The sequence below is a fragment of the Stygiolobus sp. CP850M genome (assembly GCF_037389425.1).
Lineage (GTDB): Archaea > Thermoproteota > Thermoprotei_A > Sulfolobales > Sulfolobaceae > Stygiolobus.
In genome coordinates this window covers 131,455-148,638 of the sequence record NZ_JBBHKR010000064.1, presented here as the reverse complement: position 1 = coordinate 148,638, position 17,184 = coordinate 131,455, and the positions used below count along the sequence as shown (strand labels likewise).

Sequence of the window (17,184 nt, the reverse complement as noted above, 5' to 3'; positions counted from 1 at the left end):
ACTTTTAATGGGACTATGAAAGCTAAAAAACTGATCTTGGTAACGTCCGAATCCCATCCTTCGCATAAAGCATTTTTAAAAGTTACTGAAGATTTGAGTAAGGAGTTAAATATAGAAAAGGAGATAAAAATAGAGGACTACAGCTTCCTAACAGATTACGGCGAGAAGGACGACTTTGGAATGCCATTCCTACCACAATTACTGATACAAACAGAAGACGGAAAAATAGTACCAGTTCTAACCCAAATGCCATTTAACCAGAAGTTACAGCCTGATCCCGAGAAGGGGAAGGAAGAAGCTCTTAACAAAATTAAAAATATTACCTGAATAGTTTTAGTATAAGTGAGAAACGTGAGTTACGTTCCACATGTGCCATATGTACCTACACCAGAAAAGGTAGTAAGAAAGATGCTGGAAATAGCAAAGGCTGGCCCAGAGGACATAGTGTATGACTTAGGATGCGGTGATGGCAGAATAATAGTAACAGCTGCTAAGGAGTTCCATGTTAAAAAAGCTGTCGGAGTAGAAATAAACGACGAAAGAATAAAAGAAGCAATCGAGAATATAAAGAGAAATGGAGTAGAGGGAATAGCCCATGTTGTAAAAGGAAACTTCTTTGAGGTAGATATTTCAGAAGCAACAGTTGTAACTATGTTCTTGCTAACAAATGTAAACGAAATGTTAATGCCTAAGCTCCAGAAAGAGCTGAAACCTGGAACAAGGATAGTATCTCATGAGTTCGAAATGAGAGGATGGAAGCCTAAAGAAGTCGTAAAAGTTGAGGACGGAAATATGACACACCTTGTTTATCTTTACGTAATTGGTGAAACTTAATGAAGGTTTTAATATTAAGAAGTGAGGACGGAAATATAACTAAAAAGGATATAGTCGAGGGAGAGTTTGACAAGGTATTAAGGGAGATAGCTTTTAGTGCCTTAAAGGAATGGAATGAGACCTCCTCAGACTTCACGATAATGAGGGACATGTACGAGGTTAAAATACCCCTGCCCCTAAAACCCAACGTTTACGAAATAATTAAGGGCTATTTAAAATCTAGGACAAAGACCGAAGCTATAGCAGAAATACCAGTATATATAATAAGTTTTGATAACAGATGGATGGACTCAGATTATCGTGATATGAAGGTTTACGTGGTGTCTCCCTATATCGATGAGAACGTAGAAAAGGAATTAACTGACTATGCTATTCAGGCTACTTCACAGAAACCAATGACTACTGAAGAAGAAGAGGAAGAAGAAGAGTAAATAGTTTGTTTGTGTGATTTTTGTCTAGGAGTAATAAAGTTATTTTGTATACTTATTATTGGCGAAGAATGAATCTATAGTTATAGTAGATACAATCTCATCCCAGCTAATGTTGAATGCTCTTAGTATTTGTTCAAACGTGCTTCTTAATGCATCAACATATTTATCCACATCAATTTCACTTAGCTTCGCTAGCTGTACTGGCTTTACTCCATCTTTGTTCTTTACCTTTACAAACAATATTACATCTCTAGGAAGCACCATTACGCCGTAGGCAGCTAACTGCAATGCAGCTTTTACGTGTTGTGGGGTGTTCTTCTTGTATGCATCTAAAGGTTTTGAAAGCATAATCCTAAATGCTAGCTCGTCGAGATTATAACCTTTATTTTTCAACTTGTTGTATATATCTTTTATCTTGTTTTCTAGTGCTACCTTAATTTTAGGTATATCATCTGGGGAATTCATAGATGCTATTAGTGTCTTGACTTCATTGAACTCTTTCTTAATAAACTCCGGTGTGTTACGTTTCTTTGCTAACATTCCCTTAATGTCGGTCTTACCATCTGGGTATACGCCAAGATAATTCTTCTTAAGTCCCGAGAACGCTACAAACTTATAAACTTTATCAACTTCTAAGTCTAGACCGAACTTTTCTTTTACAAATTTAATTATCTCCTCTAGTTTATCCTTAGGAGGGTTATATATGAATAAAGAGTCTGTATCACCATATAACACTTGTAAGCCCATAGACCTTGTAGTCTGTGAGGTCATAGTTATAACATATCTACCTATGGCAGTGACGCTTTCTGCCACTGCAGGTGCGTATAGAGGGAACGTTTCTGCTCCGAAGACTCCATAAGTAGCGTTGATGAATACTTTCATAGCTCTTTGAACTACATCATAAAGTGACCTTTGCTCCTCTGAAACGTCCTTCTGTTTAGCCTTCTTCTTATAAATTTTAACTCTGAAGTCCCTAAGTAATCCAGTTATAACTGCAGTTATACCCGGACGATCCATGCAAACAAAGTGTAGCTTTTGTCCTTGTTCATCTACTATCCATTCTTTTTTCTTACAATCCATGTTGTCTACCGTTTCATAACTTATGTTCCAGTTTCTGATTATTGAAGGATACAGTGAAGCAAAATCAAGAACTATAACATTGAAATAAACGCCAGCAGGTGGATCGATTACTACTGCACCCTTGTATCTTTTACCTTTAATTGTAGCTGCGGTCTTAATTTCGTTAGATCTAGCAAGTATATCCTCCTTTAATGGTATAAGCCAATTTAATTGCCTATGTTCCCAATAGTATAAGTTCTTTACCCACGTAGATACTTCAGTTCTCGTCAGTTCTTCTAAACCTAGTTTAGATATTCTAGCTAGTAATATTATTAATTTCCAAACTAGATTATTGCTATATGTAGTCAACTTTAACGTAATTTCTGCGTCTCTAAAGTTATACTCAACCAGCTTGCTCAGGTCGAGAAAGCTGATAAATGTGTCAAGTTTAACCTTAGACATACCGAGTAAAGCACTTGCAACTGCATCTAAGTTATACTCACTATATTTACCTTCAAATGCATAATTTCTTACGGCTTTGTTAAAGAAGAGCTTGTAGAGGTCGATATGCAAACCTGGTAGGAATTTTCCTTCGTCATTAACGATATCGAAAGGTATCTCATCTTCCTTAAAATTAAGCCTTAAAGCCCTATAATATATGTAGGGAATATCGAATTCGTCACCGTTAAAAGTTAGAATTAACGGATACTCAGCGACTATCTCAAAAAACCTCGCCAATAACTCCTTCTCTGTCTGGAAAGTTTCGACGCTAAAGTCCTTAGCAGCAATTTCAGTATTTACATCATGCCTCATTAAGACGAGTACCTTCTTCAAGCCATCGTTCCCAGCAAGCCCGATGCTTATAATCGGAAACTCGGCTCTTTCTGGAGAAGGTATTCTACCTTTAGAAGGTGTATAAACCTCTATATCTATTGCAACTCGCTTTACGTCTGGTACCTCGCTTTCAAATATTGGTATCCACTCCTCTACAGTCCTCTTCGTCATTTCATCTGAGTCAGCAAATGCTCTCTTTATCTCCTCAACCTCTTCTCCTTTCAGCTCGGGCTTAAGCGGTTCTAATTTACCTTTTCTCACTAAGTAAGGCAAACCTGGTATCAGACCTAAGTCATAAACGTAGTTATTGAAGTACTTAATATGTGCCTCAAAAGCCTTAGGCACTGAATTCCTCATCCTCCTTACCGCTAGAGGATCCTTGGTTACAACCTTAGTGAGCTTAATGTATTTACCCGTATAAGGATCTATCTTCTGAACTAACTCTATGTGGTCAAAGGAAGGATCCCTGACTATCTTAGGGATCTTACTAACCTTATCTGGTTCAATATCGGTCAGAAAATAAGGCTTATGATTAGTGTTATCATATAAAGTGTAAATCTTACCCGTGATCTTATCGTAAAGTTTACAAACAGCTTTCCCCTTTTTGCCGTCATAATCCACCTGAAGTAAGAAATAGGTTTTACCCTCTTCCGCTTCAGATAACCATGACCCCCTCTTTTTTAAGGATTCTTTTCTAGGCTGTGTATAGGATTTTTGTTCTTCTTTCTTAGGTTCCTCTCTAGGATTTTTCTCGTCTTCCTTCTTATTGTTGACGGTAAAATCAAAAAGCGTTACTTGTTTAGCCATATACAAATTTATTATTGTGTGGAATACGTTATAAGTTTGGAGGACCCGTAGCTCAGCCAGGATAGAGCGCCGGCCTTCGGAGATACGAGGAAAGCCGGCGGTCCCGGGTTCAAATCCCGGCGGGTCCGCTATACCTCATTTAACAAAACTTGAAAGAAAAATCTCAGTCTCCTTAGCAACATTCTCCCACTTTGAATGAAGGTCGAGAAATTGCCTTACCTTCTCGTCATTGTGCTCATCCTCGTAATCTTGTTCGTTCATTTCCTTAACCTTGTTAGCAACTGCAGCCATTCCTTTAACGTCGTACTCTCTTACAATCTTAACTGGCTTCAATCCTCCATAAACAAATCTTATCGCGGGAATATCATAAGCGACTACTGTAGTTCCTAAAGCCAGAGCGTCAAGAACTACAAGTGAAAAACCGTCCTGATGGGAGGGATAGATGAGCACTTTAGCATTAGCCACAGTACTATATAGCTCATCGTAGGGTAAATAGCCCTTATACTCAATACCTTTAACTTCAAGAAACTTCTTATCACTTTCGTTATATAGCTTTCCACATACAACGAGTTTAGTACTTAGTTCACGAGCTATCTTAGGTAATTCATAAAGACCTTTTTGAGGAACAAGTCTTGCATAAAACACTGCGAAATCGCTTTTGTTTCTGGTCTTTCTGTATTTAAAGAGAATATCTTTATCGAATGCATTCCCAGGTTTGTATACTTTTGTCTTTACTCCGTATTTTCCAGAGACCTTATCTAAGCCTGAATAGTAAAATGCTGAAGGAGACACACTTGCGATCCCCCTCAAAACTCCATCTCTCATTGCCCTTAAAAAAGCCCATTTATCAGCCTTATAAAAGAAATACATCATACTGTCATATACCCATCCTTTGAGACCGAGGAAGTGTCTATACCCTCTTCCGAAGGAATTCCTAAAAGGTTCGTCATGTAGTAACTTAACTAACGGCTTACCCAACTTCTTGGCAATATGATACGAAAGTCTTAGCGTAATCGCATCTTCATGCATATCATAGACTATATCTACTTTACTAGGTAGTTCGTCTAGTATTTTTTTATCAAAGCCTAAATTACCCCAATTGAAATATACCATATGAGAATTAATAAAATATCGAAAAGTGCGAATTTGCGTGGTAACTCCGTTCTCTAAATAGAAGTAAACTAAGGGGTGAATCTCAACTCCTTTTAACTCTTCTACGACCTTCTTTCTTGAAGAATCTACGAGAAAAGAGGGAGTGTATAGAGTTACCGAATGACCTAATTTAACAAGTTCTTCAGTCACGTTCTTAATGTGCGTATAAACCCCAGAAGTATTAAATATATTCCCTATAACGAAAATGTTCATTGTAAAAAATTTTAACTTGCTTGTCCTTTTAATCCTTCTACTCTCTTTATTATCTCATCAACTAGTTCTTTTGCTTCACCTGGGTCTATTATAGCAGCTGAAGCGGCAGCTACTTGAAGGTTACAAGCCTCGCCTAGAGCTTTCTTTGAGGGAACGTAGACATACGGTATCTTCTTTTCCTCGCACAAAAGTGGTAAGTGTGCTACTATTTCTTCTGGCTGTACGTCTTCAGCTATTACCACAAGTTTTGCCTGACCTCTTTCGACAGCTTTAGTTGTCTCGTTAGTACCTTTCTTTACCTTTCCCGTCTCTCTAGCCTTCTTAACAGCTTCTAATACCTTATCGGCTAAATCTTGTGGAACTTCAAATTTTACATAAGACGGCTTAGACATGCGTTCATCCTCCTCCTAGCTCGTCACGCAATAACATATCACTTCTGGGAGATTAAAAAACTTACTCATGTGAAAATATAGCATGAATAACCACATTGTTATTCTTTACTTCCTTTTTATCAATTCTCACAAATCCGAACCTCACGAACTGGACTATATCGTCCTCTTTTAAATTACCAATCTCCTTCTCACCTAAGCCGTGGATTTCACTAACTCCTGCGTTAGGGTCTGCAACATATACTATTACCGGTACGGCTTCGTCTTTCTTTACCCACTGAACGATTTTAGCGTTAATTTTTCTTGCTTCCTCGAGTCCTCTACTATGGTAGATTAACTTTCCTCCCTCAATCGTTACGTTACACAACTCCATTAATCTAAGGACTTTCTCTTTTGCATCGTTTTCGTCAATAAATATAGAGGAACCTGGTTTCACCATAATCTCACGATAATTTGATGGATTTGAAGGGTGATAAGGAATTCTCGCAATTATTTCCTCTGGGATATCAATTACGTACTCCCTTGGCTTCGGAACAAACATTAGCCTCTTAGCAATCTGGTCAAGTTTTTTTCTATTTACAGAAGCAATATTGTCAAAACTAATTGTCGCATCGGACACTTTAAGACCAACAGTAATTATGATCTCTCTGATAGTATCGGGAAGAATGCCTCTTCTTCTCAACCCTGCTAATGTAGGAAGTCTCGGATCGTCAATACCGGCTCCTCTGTCAAGGGCTGTTCTGATCTTGGATTTGCTCATCATAAAACCTTCCAGTTTAAGCCTACCAAACTCATGGACTTCTGGATAAGACCATCCCATGTAATTATATATCCACTTCTGTTTCTCCGCATTCACTGCATGTTCTTTCCCCCTGAATATGTGTGTAACTGTTAAGTCATGATCATCGATAGCACTCGCGAAATTGTAAGTAGGCCATACCCAGTACTTGTCGCCCTCTAAAGGATGCGGATTAGCCTTTACGTCTATAATCCTCAGTAAAACCCAATCCCGTTGTGACGGATCTGGAAGATTCAGATCAGTCTTTAATCTAAGTACAGCCTCTCCTTCTTTAAATCCCCCATTCAACATTTTTTCGAATAGGTCGAGATTAAAAGAGGGTTCCTTATTCCTATTAGGGCAAGGTATCCCTTTATCTCTTTTCTCCTTGAATTCCTCTTCGCTGCAAGTATCTACATATGCATAACCTTTTTCAATGAGCACCTTTGCGTATTTATAGTAGAGCCACAAACGTGCTGAGGCCCTAACTTCTAAGTCCCACTTTATCCCCAACCATTTTAAGTCTTCTCTTATCCAATCGTAAGCTTCCTTAATCGGTTTCTTAACTTTAGGATCTGTGTCATCAAATCTTAGGATGAATTTTCCTTTATACATTGAGGCATATTCGTAAGAGATAATTGCTGCTCTCGCATTCCCTAAATGCAACGGACCATCAGGATTAGGGGCAAAACGTGTAATGAGAGATCCCTTAACGGATATAGCAGGTAATGTTTTTTTACCACTCTCCTCCTTTTTCCTCTCTTCTAACATATCTGGATATTTATCCTTAAGTTCCTTCATTTGATCTTCAACGCTCATAGAGTTTACTTTTTCTACGACTTTCTTAGTAAGGTCTACGATCTCCTTCGCCTTTGATCTTAAGTCAGGTCTATCCGAGAATATTTTACTCACAACCGCATTTACGTTAGCTTTCCCGTTATGTTTAACAGCGTTTTGTAAAGCGTATTTATAAATCAGCTCCTCTATTTCTTCCATGTACATCACCTCTATTTGTGATTAGCATGTTTACAAATTCTGCTACTCCTTTTCCACTTTTCTCCTTAGTTATATAGTTTCCCAATTTCTTTACCTTCTCTTCACCGTTGCCTACTACTACTTTAAATCCCACTTCCTCTAAAAACTCTACGTCAGTGTCTGAATCACCTATGCCTATCACGTCATTTTTGCTTACTCCTAATAACGATAGGAGAAACCTAACTCCGTCACCTTTCCCTTTTTTAGACTTCGAGATGTGAATAGCGTAACCACTAGTTTTAATGTATAATCCTTTTTCTCTAGCCCACTTAACCATTTCCTCTGTTAATTTTGGTGGGGTGAATGTTAAGTCACAACATTTGAAGGGATTTTGCCAACTACCCCTTACGCTGAACAGTTTCTCAAACTCAGTAATTAGACCTTTATCGATCTTCTCACAAACTTCATAGAGCCCTTCGTAATAGACTACGCACCCGTTCTCCGCTACTATTCCTCCATTAAAGCCTAAATACGTATATAGTGCTCTCAAAACTGGGTAAGAATTTCCGCTTACAATACCTACTTTAAAGTCAAGTTTTTGGACTTCTCTTAAAGCTCTGATTGCGTCTAATTCAAGAACATAAGTATCTCTATCAATAGTTAAAGTCCCGTCAACATCGACTAGTATTAGCTTCAACTCAATATATCTCTTGCCCTATTCACAAATTTATAGTCAACGTAAATTCTCCCAATATTTATATATTCTGGTATTGATTTCAGCAGAGTGCTAGACAAATCTTTTAGAGATTTATATTTTCCCTTTGATAATACCTTAATCTTACTTTTATCGATAATTTTTATCTTTTCTTCAAACGGGAAGATTGCATCTCTAGGGATTCCATATCTCTCTAACTTGCTGACCAGCTCCTCTAAGGAAGTAGTAAGCTTGTCAAAAGTAACCTCTTCAAATACGACCTTTGGACCATTTCTATTTAAGAAATTCTTTATCTGCAGCTTTAGATTATCTGATGTATTATAATCTGATAAAGCCTCATATAATTTAGAAAAAACCCATTCGTCGTCCCAATATACCAAGGAACCTTCATTAACACTCTTCTTAATATAGTTTGTGTTAAACAATTCCGGACAGCATGATTCTACCACTTGTTTAAATATGTGGCGTAAATATATCTCGTATCCTAAAATGGTTTTATGATAATACACCGCCTGATACATATGTAGTCTGGATATATAAAAATTCTCTAGACTATATAGCCCTTTTTCTAAGACTATTATGTTACCATCTTCTCCGTAACTAATTGTATCTATTAACCTTTCCAGATCCAAGTTTCCTAATTGAACGCCGGTATGTCTAGAATCCCTTATTAAGTAGTCCATTCTGTCTACATCAACATCACTATCTATAATACTCGAGAAAGAGTTATCTCCATTATATATCTGGAGAATTTTCCCCACATCAACTGAATGCTCCTCAAATATTTCTTTAAGTTCCGCGTCATTACGTATAATTTCGTCCCTCAATACTTTATTACTGAGATTCGATTGAAGGTAAAGCGGTTCAATTGCATGACTAAAAGGAAACTGACCTATATCGTGAAGGAGGGAGGATAAGCGAATAAGATTAAGTTCTTCTGAGGTCATAATACCGCTCTGTTGAAGCTTTTCACCTACTTTCTGCGAAAGATAAAAAGTGCCTAGGGAATGACTAAACCTAGTATGCATCGCGCCAGGGTAAACAAGATAGGCCAAACTGGTTTGTTTTATTCTTCTTAACCTTTGAAAAATGGGAGAATCTATTATCTTTGTTTCAAGATCATTTAAGGTTATGTAACCGTGAATCTCATCAAATACTTTCTTCATTGATATATGACTAAACTAGAAGTATTAAAAATGAATGCCCATCCCAGCTCAGAAGGGCTGCGGGTCCTCGCGGACCCCACGGCCCTTCTGACGTGGGCGGCTTAACTTCCGGGTTCGAGATGAGTCCGGGTGTTACCCGCCCACTATGGCCGGGTGGACAATCTAATGTAATCTCTCAAAGCTTAAAAAAGTATCTGATTTAATACGCCGTTATTTGTTCTTTTGCTGTTGATTAGATTTAGCATATATACCCCATATAAAAAGAGGTGCACCATCTTGGGGACAAGTCCCCTCAATCTTCGGAATAAAGTCGCCCTCTCTGAAAGGCCTCTCAGTAGTGTATCCGCATTTAAGACATTTCAGTACAGTTACAATAGGTTTTTGCTGCTGTTGACTTTGGCTCATTGAGCTACACCTACTGTATTTCCTACTCCTATCATTAATACAGTATCGCCAGGTTTAGTTCTTTCTAGTATCAGCTTCTTAACTAATTCAACAACTTTGTCAGCAGCTTCATACACTTCTTGAGGCATGGATGTAATTGCCTCCTCCATACTCATCTTTACTATCACAGCATCTATTGGTATGTTATACTTTACAGCGACCCTTTCGATCGCAATCTTCTCTGGACCCGGATCTCCCATAGCAACTCCAGTTCCTTCAGCAATATCACCTGTAGTTTCCCCTTCTAACTTTGCTGCTGCGTCAACTGTTATTATTCTTGCCACTTTTCCGTGTTCTCTCTCTACAATTTTCTCTACCGCCTCACCAGGAGTTCCAACTGTAGCCATAGGACCTTCAGCTTTAACTACTATAAGCTTTCTGCCTTCGAATAATGTTTCCCCAGCTATTACTTCTCTACTTGGAGACCATTTTTCTGGAATCGACATTAGAAATCTAGAGGCAACTAATGGACCTAGAGAGTCACCTACTGGAATACCTTGGATAAATGTATCTTGAGCCTTCTCATAGGCTTCAGCCATTTTTACCAAAATTGGAACTACACTCTGCAATTGCAACAGAATGAAATAACTGTTCAGTTTTTTACCCAATAAGAGATAATGTCTGATGACCTTGTGAAGGGTATTTAATGCATTTATAATCTCAGCGGAAACTTCTATCTTACTTCTAGTTACTGGGTCAACATTAGGTAATGTAGTCATTATTATACCTTTAATCCTGTCTTCACTTGTCCTAATTAGTAGCCTCATCCTACTAATTATATCCGTAGGCTCTACACTAACTGGGTCTATAGTAAACATATCTGCAAATCTCTTAGTTAGCTCCTCTGGATTTGATGCACCTTGTTTTTCTAATAATTGTTTAGTTTTACTTTTAGCAGTATTCAAAGACTTCTCTATTTTAGCCAGACCATTTTCTATTTCCCTAGAAGCAAAGTAAATATACATCCTCTGTTGAAAACCAGGTAGCGACATCAAAGCAATGAGAGCGAAGAATACAATATATGCAAGAAAATAGTAAGCACCATTTAATTGATTAGCCGCACCTGATTGAGCTAAGGCTATTATATCTATTACGCCTAACATTCCTCCATCACATTTATGTTATAAACACAAGAGATAATAATTTTTTATTAAGTTATTACTTCCACTCCATCCTTAGTAACTAAGACCGTATGTTCGAATTGTGACACAAAACCCTTCCTAACTTCCAACAGGATAGGATAACCTCTGAGAGCACCTTTCCTCATGAGGGTTCGTATCATCTGTTTTACGTATTCCGCCTCTCCCAGGTTAGCAAACCAACGTTCGCTGAAGGGATTCTTATTTACTTTTTCATAGATCTTCATGAGAAAGCCTTTTTCCTCATCTGTTAACCCCTTAACATCAGTAGACCTTACTGCAAAAATCGTAGTCTCCTTTCCCTCTACCACTTTTCCTCCACCGTCCGTAGCGAAGGGTTCGATAGCGTAAGTATTATCCTCGATTATCCTTCCCATTCCTCTCTCGTAAACGTTTGGAATAAATATCCCTGCATGAAGTTCATAACGCCTAATCAAGTGACCGCCGAGGTTCGCTATGGGTTTATATCCGTAGCTCTTAATAGTCCTCTCAATCGCCTTTCCGATTTCTCCGATATCTACTCCTGCCCTTATAGTCTCTATAGCCTTATCTAGGGCTTCCTTTGATGCCTCAGCTAATTTTTCATATTTAGGATCTAAGACTACTGTTACGGCAGTGTCCGTTATGTAACCATCAATGTGAGCACCTAAATCTAATTTAACAACCGCATTTTCAGGGATCACTTTAGTGTCGTTGATCACGGGACTGTAATGAGCAGCTTCATTATTTATAGACAGATTGCATGGGAACGCAGGAAAGGCTCCACTCTCGATTATTATTTTCTCAACGGTTTCGCAAATGCCTATAACCTTTACCCCAGGCTTAATTAACTTCGCCCCTTCTTCTCTCGCCTTAGCCGCAATTTTTCCAGCTTTTCTTAGTATTTCTATAACCTCTTCATTCATGAGGGTATATAAAGAAAGGAAGTTTTAATTTTTAGCTTAGAAATATTCTATTATGCCACAACTACGTTGGTTAGGTCATGCGGCTGTCGAACTTTATATAAACGGTAAACATATTATTATAGACCCATTAATAAAAGATAACCCCTTATCCCCCGTAAAGTTAAACTATTTTGAGAATAACCTAGACCTAATTGTAGTAACTCATGACCATTACGACCACTTAGGAGACACAGTTGAACTGATTAAGATGAACCCTAAAGTAAAGGTCTTCGCTACTTACGATTTAGAAGCCTATCTAGCTAATGAGTACAAGATTGATTGGGACAAATTCATACCGGCTAACGTAGGAGGATACGTAGATTTCGACGGTATCAAACTTGCGTTGACAAAAGCTGTTCATTCTAGTGAGCATAGTGATCCCACTGGTGTAATAATTAACGGAGACGGAATAACATTATATCATGCTGGGGACACGGGGATCTTTGAAGACATGAGGTTAATAGGTGAGTTGTTTAAGCCTGATTACACTCTATTACCTATTGGCGGAAGGTTCACTATGGATCCTCAACAAGCGGCTATAGCGGTAGAGATGTTAAAGCCTAGAAAATATGCAATACCAATTCATTATAATACTTGGGATTTAATCAAAGTAGATCCTAATGAGTTCGTAAGAGAAGTGAATAAAAGAGGTTACAAGGCATTATTACTTCAGCCTGGACAGAGCGTGGAACTCTAAATGTTAAGCGAGAACGAGATTAAAATAGTTGAATATTTGAAGACGAAACCAGACAGAACTGCATCAGCTGAGGAGATTAGCAAAGCTTTATCAATCCCGATTTCCTCTATCTATAGCCTCGCCCAACTATTAAAGGAAAAGGGATACGTAAGGACTGAAGAGAAAAAAGTAACTAAATATGAGCTAACAGAGGAGGGTAAACTAAGGCTTCAGAATGGAATGCCCGAAGAGAAGCTGATCAAGATCCTTAACGGGCAAAGTAAAAAAATAAGCGAGCTCAGAGAGGTCTTAGGCGAGGAATTAGAAATCGCTTTAGGTTGGGCGAGAAGGAAAAACCTTATAAAAATAGATAAAGACACAATCACCCCTCTTGTTAACGACTATCACTCCCCAGAACTTGACCTATTGAGAGACCCTTCTAAGATAGACAATGAGAATTCAAAACAGTTAATTTCGAGGAAGCTAATAACTGCTAAACAAGAGACGTTTCTTCTATTAATCCTAGTACAAGACGTAGTGGAAACTATCAAAGCTATAACTTATATTACACCTGAAATCCTTAGGAGTGGTGAATGGAAAAAATCCCCGATTAAGGAGTACAACGTTGAAGCGGAACCACCTTTCTATCCGTTAGCTAAGAAACACTTTTTCAAGGAGTTCTTGGAAAGATTAAGGGACGTAATGATAGAACTCGGATTTACTGAAGTTAATGGAAATTACGTTGAACTTGAATTTTATAATTTTGACTTACTGTTCCAAGCACAAGATCACCCCGCAAGAGAAATACATGATAGCTTTATGATCGAAGGTAAGGGAGAAGTTAGAGACGAGGAGTTAATTGAAAGAGTTAAAGAAATGCACAAGAAGGGCTGGAAATACGAATGGGATGAAAACGTTGCCCTGAGACTGGTTCTAAGAAGCCAGACCACCGCAGTAACGTCAAGAGTTTTAAGTTCTAAACCTAAACCACCGATAAGGACTTTCACTATCGGTAAAGTCTTTAGACCAGACTCAATTGATGCGACCCATTTAATTGAGTTCCATCAGCTAGACGGTCTTGTAATAGAGGATGGTTTTACATTTAGAGATCTGCTAGGCGTTTTAAAGGAGATATTTTACCAGATAGGGATAAAGGAAATTAAATTCAAGCCAGCTTACTTTCCGTTCACCGAACCAAGTGTGGAAGTCTACGGAAAGATTGAGGGTCTCGGCTGGGTAGAAATGTCAGGAGCGGGACTATTAAGACCCGAGATTCTTCAGGCAGTAGGAATAAATAGTGACGCAGGAGCATGGGGAATAGGAATAGACAGACTTGCAATGCTTCTTTTCGGCTTGAAAGATATTAGATTATTATATGCTAATAGTATAGAGTTTCTCAGAACATTTACGGGTTGAGACTCATGGTAACTATAGTAGTCTATAAATGGGATATAATTAATCAACTGAAGATAAAGGAAAGCGAACTAGAAGAGCTACTTTTTAACTTAAAGTCCGAAGTTAAACCAGTTGATCAAGATCATGTCGAAATAGAGATTAATAACGATAGGCCAGATCTTCTATCCTCCTCTGGAATAATAAGAGCAATTAAGGGATTAAAGAAGTTAGAACTGGGAGAAGCCAAGTATGAGGTAAAGAAAAGCGAATACACATTAAGCGTGGAAAACGTTGATACAAGACCCTATGCAATAGCAGGAATAATAAGAGGAGTAAGATTTGATGAGGACACACTGAAGGAATTGATACAATTTCAAGAAAAACTTCATATAACTATAGGAAGAAAGAGGAAAAAGGTTGCAATAGGCATCCACGACTTAGATAAGATTACGTCTAAAAATATTGTATATAAAGAGATCCCACTAAATTACAAATTTATACCACTTAACGGGAATAAAGAAATAACCGTCAAAGAAGTTTTAGAGTCTACAGACCAAGGAAAACAATATGGAAATATATCAGTGAAGAACGGGAAAACTCCAGCGATAATGGAAGATGACGGAAGCATACTGAGTATACCGCCCGTTATAAATTCAGAAAAAACTAGAATAGAGCTAACTACCAAAAATCTTTTCATAGATGTGACCGGTACGTCTTTAGATGCCGTGATCTCTACCTTAGACCTATTAACTACTAACCTCGCTGAGATAGGCGGGAAGATAGAGCAAGTAAAAGTTTTAAGCGCACAACAAGACTTCTGGTCTCCACTGCTAAAGCACACGACGATGAGAATCTACTCGGATTATGTAAATAAAAAATTAGGAGTAAACTTGCCAACCAGTCAGATAGTAGAGTACTTAAGAATGGCCAGATTTGACGCTGATAGTATGAGTAAAAATGAGATAGAAGTTATTATCCCCCCTTATAGGGTAGATATAATTTCACAGATTGACTTGGTCGAAGATATAGCTATGATGATAGGATATCAGAACCTTGAACCTTCGACATATAAACTTTCGAAAATCGGGAATGCGTCTGAAAAGACTTTAATCAGCAGAAAATTGAGGGACTTAAGCGTAGGGGCTGGTTTCACGGAGATATTTACTTTCGTTCTAACTAACGATAGAGAAATTCAGGGTGATTACGTGAAAATCTTAAATCCAGTAACTGTGGACTATACTGTTATTAGAAACTCCTTAATTCCTACAACACTATACTTCTTGAAACAAAACCAGCACTCAAGAATGCCTATACTTGTGTTTGAAATAGGCGACGTCGTAATTAGGGGAAATACAGATACGGGCTATAAAAACTCAACCAGAGCAGTTTACGCAATAATGGACAGTAAGGTTAGCTTTGAGGAGCTTCAAGCTAGAATTCACCAGATCCTTTATAATTTGAAAATAAACTTCAGCTACAGAAAAAGTGAACACCATCTCCTAATTAAGGGTAGGACTGCTGAAATAATCAGAGATAACTCTGAGGTTATAGGAATAATAGGAGAAGTCCATCCAGAGGTTTTAGAAAAACTGGGGATCGAATATCCAATAGTTATAAGTGAAATATACGTAGATAAACTCAGTGGCGATAACGAATGATAACACTACTAAGTAGCGGAGTAAGGATATACTACGAAATGAAGTCCCAACCTGGTTTGACGAGTACTGTAGTCCTAATACACCATCTGGCAGGAAGTGTTAAAAGTTGGAAACATGTTTATCCTATCCTAGCGTCAAAATTCAATGTGTTAATTTACGATTTACGAGGACATGGTAGATCATCAATACCCTCCTCTCCCTACTCGATCGAAGAACATTCATCTGACTTGAGAGAACTTCTTGAAGTAGAAAATATCAAAGACCCAATTATTATTGGTCATTCACTGGGTACTCTAATTGCCATAGATTACGCATTAAAGTACAGCATCAAAAAACTGGTTTTGATAGGGGCATTATATAAAGCCCCCGCCAGAGAACCTTATGAGAAGATGATTTCTATAGCACTCTCTCTCGGTATGGAAGCTCTAGCAGAATATAGGAGAAAGGCAAATGACTTCTCACCTACTTTATATATGAACCCTAGAGCATGGAACGACCTCCTTGAAGTATATCGCGAAAACACACCTCTTGGCTATAAATACGCTGTAGAAGGTTTGCTTAACGCTAAGGATTACTCAAATGACCTAGAAAAGATAGATGAAGATACTTTAGTTGTGTACGGGAGTGAGGATAAGCTAGTACAAAACTTACAAGTATTCCAACAAAAAATTCGAAAATTGAAAAGTAAGGTATTTCAGGGATATGGTCACTTCCTTAACTTTGAATACTCAGAAGAACTTGCTAATGAAATCTTAGCCTTCTTGAATACTTCCGCCTAATTGTTTGCCTATTTCCATAAGCTCCTTCTTACAATTTTTAACTTTTTTCTTTATTTCTTCTTCGTTCTCAGAACTACCGGCAATTTGGACTTCCAGTAGAGGATTATCGAGTTCTTTTCCTTTGGGATGTGTCTTTATATAAAGATTGTATTTCTTAACTAATTGTTTCACGTACGGGGCTAACGCTGACTCCATCACACCTTTAATGATGAAGTTTTCCTCATAATATTTCTTATTAGGTCTGTTACTCAAGTAACGGGATAGAAAGTTTTCCAAGACGTTTTCCATCTCTCTCGGAACTCCTGGAGCGGCGAGTATTTCTATTCCTTGATAATTTATGTAAATTCCCGGAGCTATCCCAGCTTCGTTCTCGACCGGTATACTACCTTGTGGCATCAAAGCCATTTTTCTCCTTTCTTCTGTAAGTTGTATTCCTAATCTAGAGTACTTTTCAATTAACATTTGAAGAGCTCTTTGGTTTAGCTCAAGTGGTCTATTAATTGCGAGAGATAAGCCTTCACTTGTCTTATCATCATAAGTAGGGCCTAGACCCCCAGTAGAAACTATTAATTTAGGTTTTCTACTTAGCGATTCTATAAAGGCTTGTTTTATTTCATCGAGTTCGTCCATAACTACCGTTATTCTCCTTATAGTAAAACCTATTGAAACCAATCTTCTAGCTATATGGGAGGCATTTGTGTTAACAGTTCTACCGCTCAGTATTTCATTTCCTACGGTTATAATTTCAGCGTAACACTCACACACAAAAATAGATAAAAGGGCGAAGATTAATTAT

The 17,184-nt window shown here is 37.9% G+C and carries 17 protein-coding genes, 1 tRNA gene and 1 rRNA gene; 8 read left to right on the top strand and 11 right to left on the bottom strand.

The features are described from left to right. Positions 1 to 15 precede the first annotated feature (15 nt). Genes WIW89_RS08190 through WIW89_RS08180 form a run of 3 tightly spaced genes read left to right on the top strand, consistent with a single transcriptional unit; the run spans position 16 to position 1,265 of the window. On the top strand, positions 16 to 327 hold the full coding sequence (locus WIW89_RS08190) for a hypothetical protein (RefSeq protein WP_337701425.1): 312 nt from the start codon (positions 16 to 18) through the stop codon (positions 325 to 327). Positions 328 to 351: 24 nt separating this feature from the next. After that, a complete protein-coding gene (locus tag WIW89_RS08185) occupies positions 352 to 834 on the top strand; it encodes a protein-lysine N-methyltransferase (RefSeq protein ID WP_156006165.1) in 483 nt (160 codons plus the stop codon). Next, on the top strand, positions 834 to 1,265 hold the full coding sequence (locus WIW89_RS08180) for a DUF2286 domain-containing protein (RefSeq protein WP_337720378.1): 432 nt from the start codon (positions 834 to 836) through the stop codon (positions 1,263 to 1,265). Before WIW89_RS08185 ends, WIW89_RS08180 begins: the two co-directional genes overlap by 1 nt. Before the next feature lie 39 nt (positions 1,266 to 1,304). Here WIW89_RS08180 and WIW89_RS08175 read toward each other — a convergent pair whose 3' ends face one another. Then, complete coding sequence (locus WIW89_RS08175; protein WP_337720377.1) at positions 1,305 to 3,965, bottom strand: DNA-directed DNA polymerase I; 2,661 nt, start codon at positions 3,963 to 3,965, stop codon at positions 1,305 to 1,307. Positions 3,966 to 4,006: 41 nt separating this feature from the next. On the opposite strand from WIW89_RS08175, the gene WIW89_RS08170 reads away from it, so the two are divergent. Further along, positions 4,007 to 4,093 (top strand) — tRNA-Arg (locus WIW89_RS08170). Between the two features lie 7 nt (positions 4,094 to 4,100). Here the strand turns inward: WIW89_RS08170 and WIW89_RS08165 are convergent. From WIW89_RS08165 to map, 9 genes are all read right to left on the bottom strand, one after another. Beyond that, positions 4,101 to 5,330, bottom strand: coding sequence for a glycosyltransferase family 4 protein (locus tag WIW89_RS08165; protein ID WP_337720376.1), 1,230 nt, complete (start codon positions 5,328 to 5,330; stop codon positions 4,101 to 4,103). An 11-nt stretch (positions 5,331 to 5,341) separates the two neighbouring features. Then, the gene (gene rpl7ae / locus WIW89_RS08160) at positions 5,342 to 5,722 is read right to left on the bottom strand and encodes a 50S ribosomal protein L7Ae (RefSeq protein ID WP_337710375.1); all 381 of its coding nucleotides are present in this window, start codon (positions 5,720 to 5,722) and stop codon (positions 5,342 to 5,344) included. A gap of 61 nt (positions 5,723 to 5,783) precedes the next feature. Next, the gene (locus WIW89_RS08155) at positions 5,784 to 7,499 is read right to left on the bottom strand and encodes a glutamate--tRNA ligase (protein ID WP_337720375.1); all 1,716 of its coding nucleotides are present in this window, start codon (positions 7,497 to 7,499) and stop codon (positions 5,784 to 5,786) included. Continuing rightward, positions 7,465 to 8,169: a phosphoglycolate phosphatase gene (locus tag WIW89_RS08150; protein WP_337720374.1), complete on the bottom strand. Its 705-nt coding sequence runs from the start codon at positions 8,167 to 8,169 to the stop codon at positions 7,465 to 7,467. Before WIW89_RS08150 ends, WIW89_RS08155 begins: the two co-directional genes overlap by 35 nt. Further along, complete coding sequence (locus WIW89_RS08145) at positions 8,166 to 9,353, bottom strand: HD domain-containing protein (RefSeq protein WP_337720373.1); 1,188 nt, start codon at positions 9,351 to 9,353, stop codon at positions 8,166 to 8,168. The genes WIW89_RS08150 and WIW89_RS08145 overlap by 4 nt, the downstream gene beginning before the upstream one ends. Positions 9,354 to 9,391: 38 nt before the next feature. Then, a 5S ribosomal RNA gene (rrf, locus tag WIW89_RS08140) occupies positions 9,392 to 9,510 on the bottom strand. Positions 9,511 to 9,563: 53 nt separating this feature from the next. Continuing rightward, positions 9,564 to 9,758, bottom strand: coding sequence for a hypothetical protein (locus WIW89_RS08135; protein ID WP_156006149.1), 195 nt, complete (start codon positions 9,756 to 9,758; stop codon positions 9,564 to 9,566). Next, entirely contained in the window at positions 9,755 to 10,888 is a 1,134-nt protein-coding gene (locus tag WIW89_RS08130; RefSeq protein ID WP_337720440.1) for a DUF1512 domain-containing protein, read from the bottom strand. The genes WIW89_RS08135 and WIW89_RS08130 overlap by 4 nt, the downstream gene beginning before the upstream one ends. Before the next feature lie 59 nt (positions 10,889 to 10,947). Then, positions 10,948 to 11,841: a type II methionyl aminopeptidase gene (map, locus tag WIW89_RS08125; protein ID WP_337720372.1), complete on the bottom strand. Its 894-nt coding sequence runs from the start codon at positions 11,839 to 11,841 to the stop codon at positions 10,948 to 10,950. Positions 11,842 to 11,893: 52 nt separating this feature from the next. On the opposite strand from map, the gene WIW89_RS08120 reads away from it, so the two are divergent. Genes WIW89_RS08120 through WIW89_RS08105 form a run of 4 tightly spaced genes read left to right on the top strand, consistent with a single transcriptional unit; the run spans position 11,894 to position 16,388 of the window. Next, positions 11,894 to 12,577 (top strand): metal-dependent hydrolase, encoded by a 684-nt coding sequence (locus WIW89_RS08120; RefSeq protein ID WP_337720371.1) that lies wholly within the window; start codon positions 11,894 to 11,896, stop codon positions 12,575 to 12,577. Continuing rightward, on the top strand, positions 12,578 to 13,972 hold the full coding sequence (gene pheS / locus WIW89_RS08115) for a phenylalanine--tRNA ligase subunit alpha (RefSeq protein ID WP_337720370.1): 1,395 nt from the start codon (positions 12,578 to 12,580) through the stop codon (positions 13,970 to 13,972). A 5-nt stretch (positions 13,973 to 13,977) separates the two neighbouring features. Next, positions 13,978 to 15,609 (top strand): phenylalanine--tRNA ligase subunit beta, encoded by a 1,632-nt coding sequence (pheT, locus tag WIW89_RS08110; RefSeq protein WP_337720369.1) that lies wholly within the window; start codon positions 13,978 to 13,980, stop codon positions 15,607 to 15,609. Continuing rightward, positions 15,606 to 16,388 carry an alpha/beta fold hydrolase gene (locus tag WIW89_RS08105; RefSeq protein WP_337720368.1) on the top strand — a complete coding sequence of 261 codons (783 nt, stop codon included), beginning with the start codon at positions 15,606 to 15,608 and terminating at the stop codon, positions 16,386 to 16,388. Before pheT ends, WIW89_RS08105 begins: the two co-directional genes overlap by 4 nt. On the opposite strand, the gene WIW89_RS08100 is transcribed toward WIW89_RS08105, so the two are convergent. After that, positions 16,362 to 17,153 (bottom strand): nicotinamide mononucleotide deamidase-related protein, encoded by a 792-nt coding sequence (locus WIW89_RS08100; protein ID WP_337701399.1) that lies wholly within the window; start codon positions 17,151 to 17,153, stop codon positions 16,362 to 16,364. The genes WIW89_RS08105 and WIW89_RS08100 overlap by 27 nt on opposite strands. Between the last annotated feature and the right edge of the window lie 31 nt (positions 17,154 to 17,184).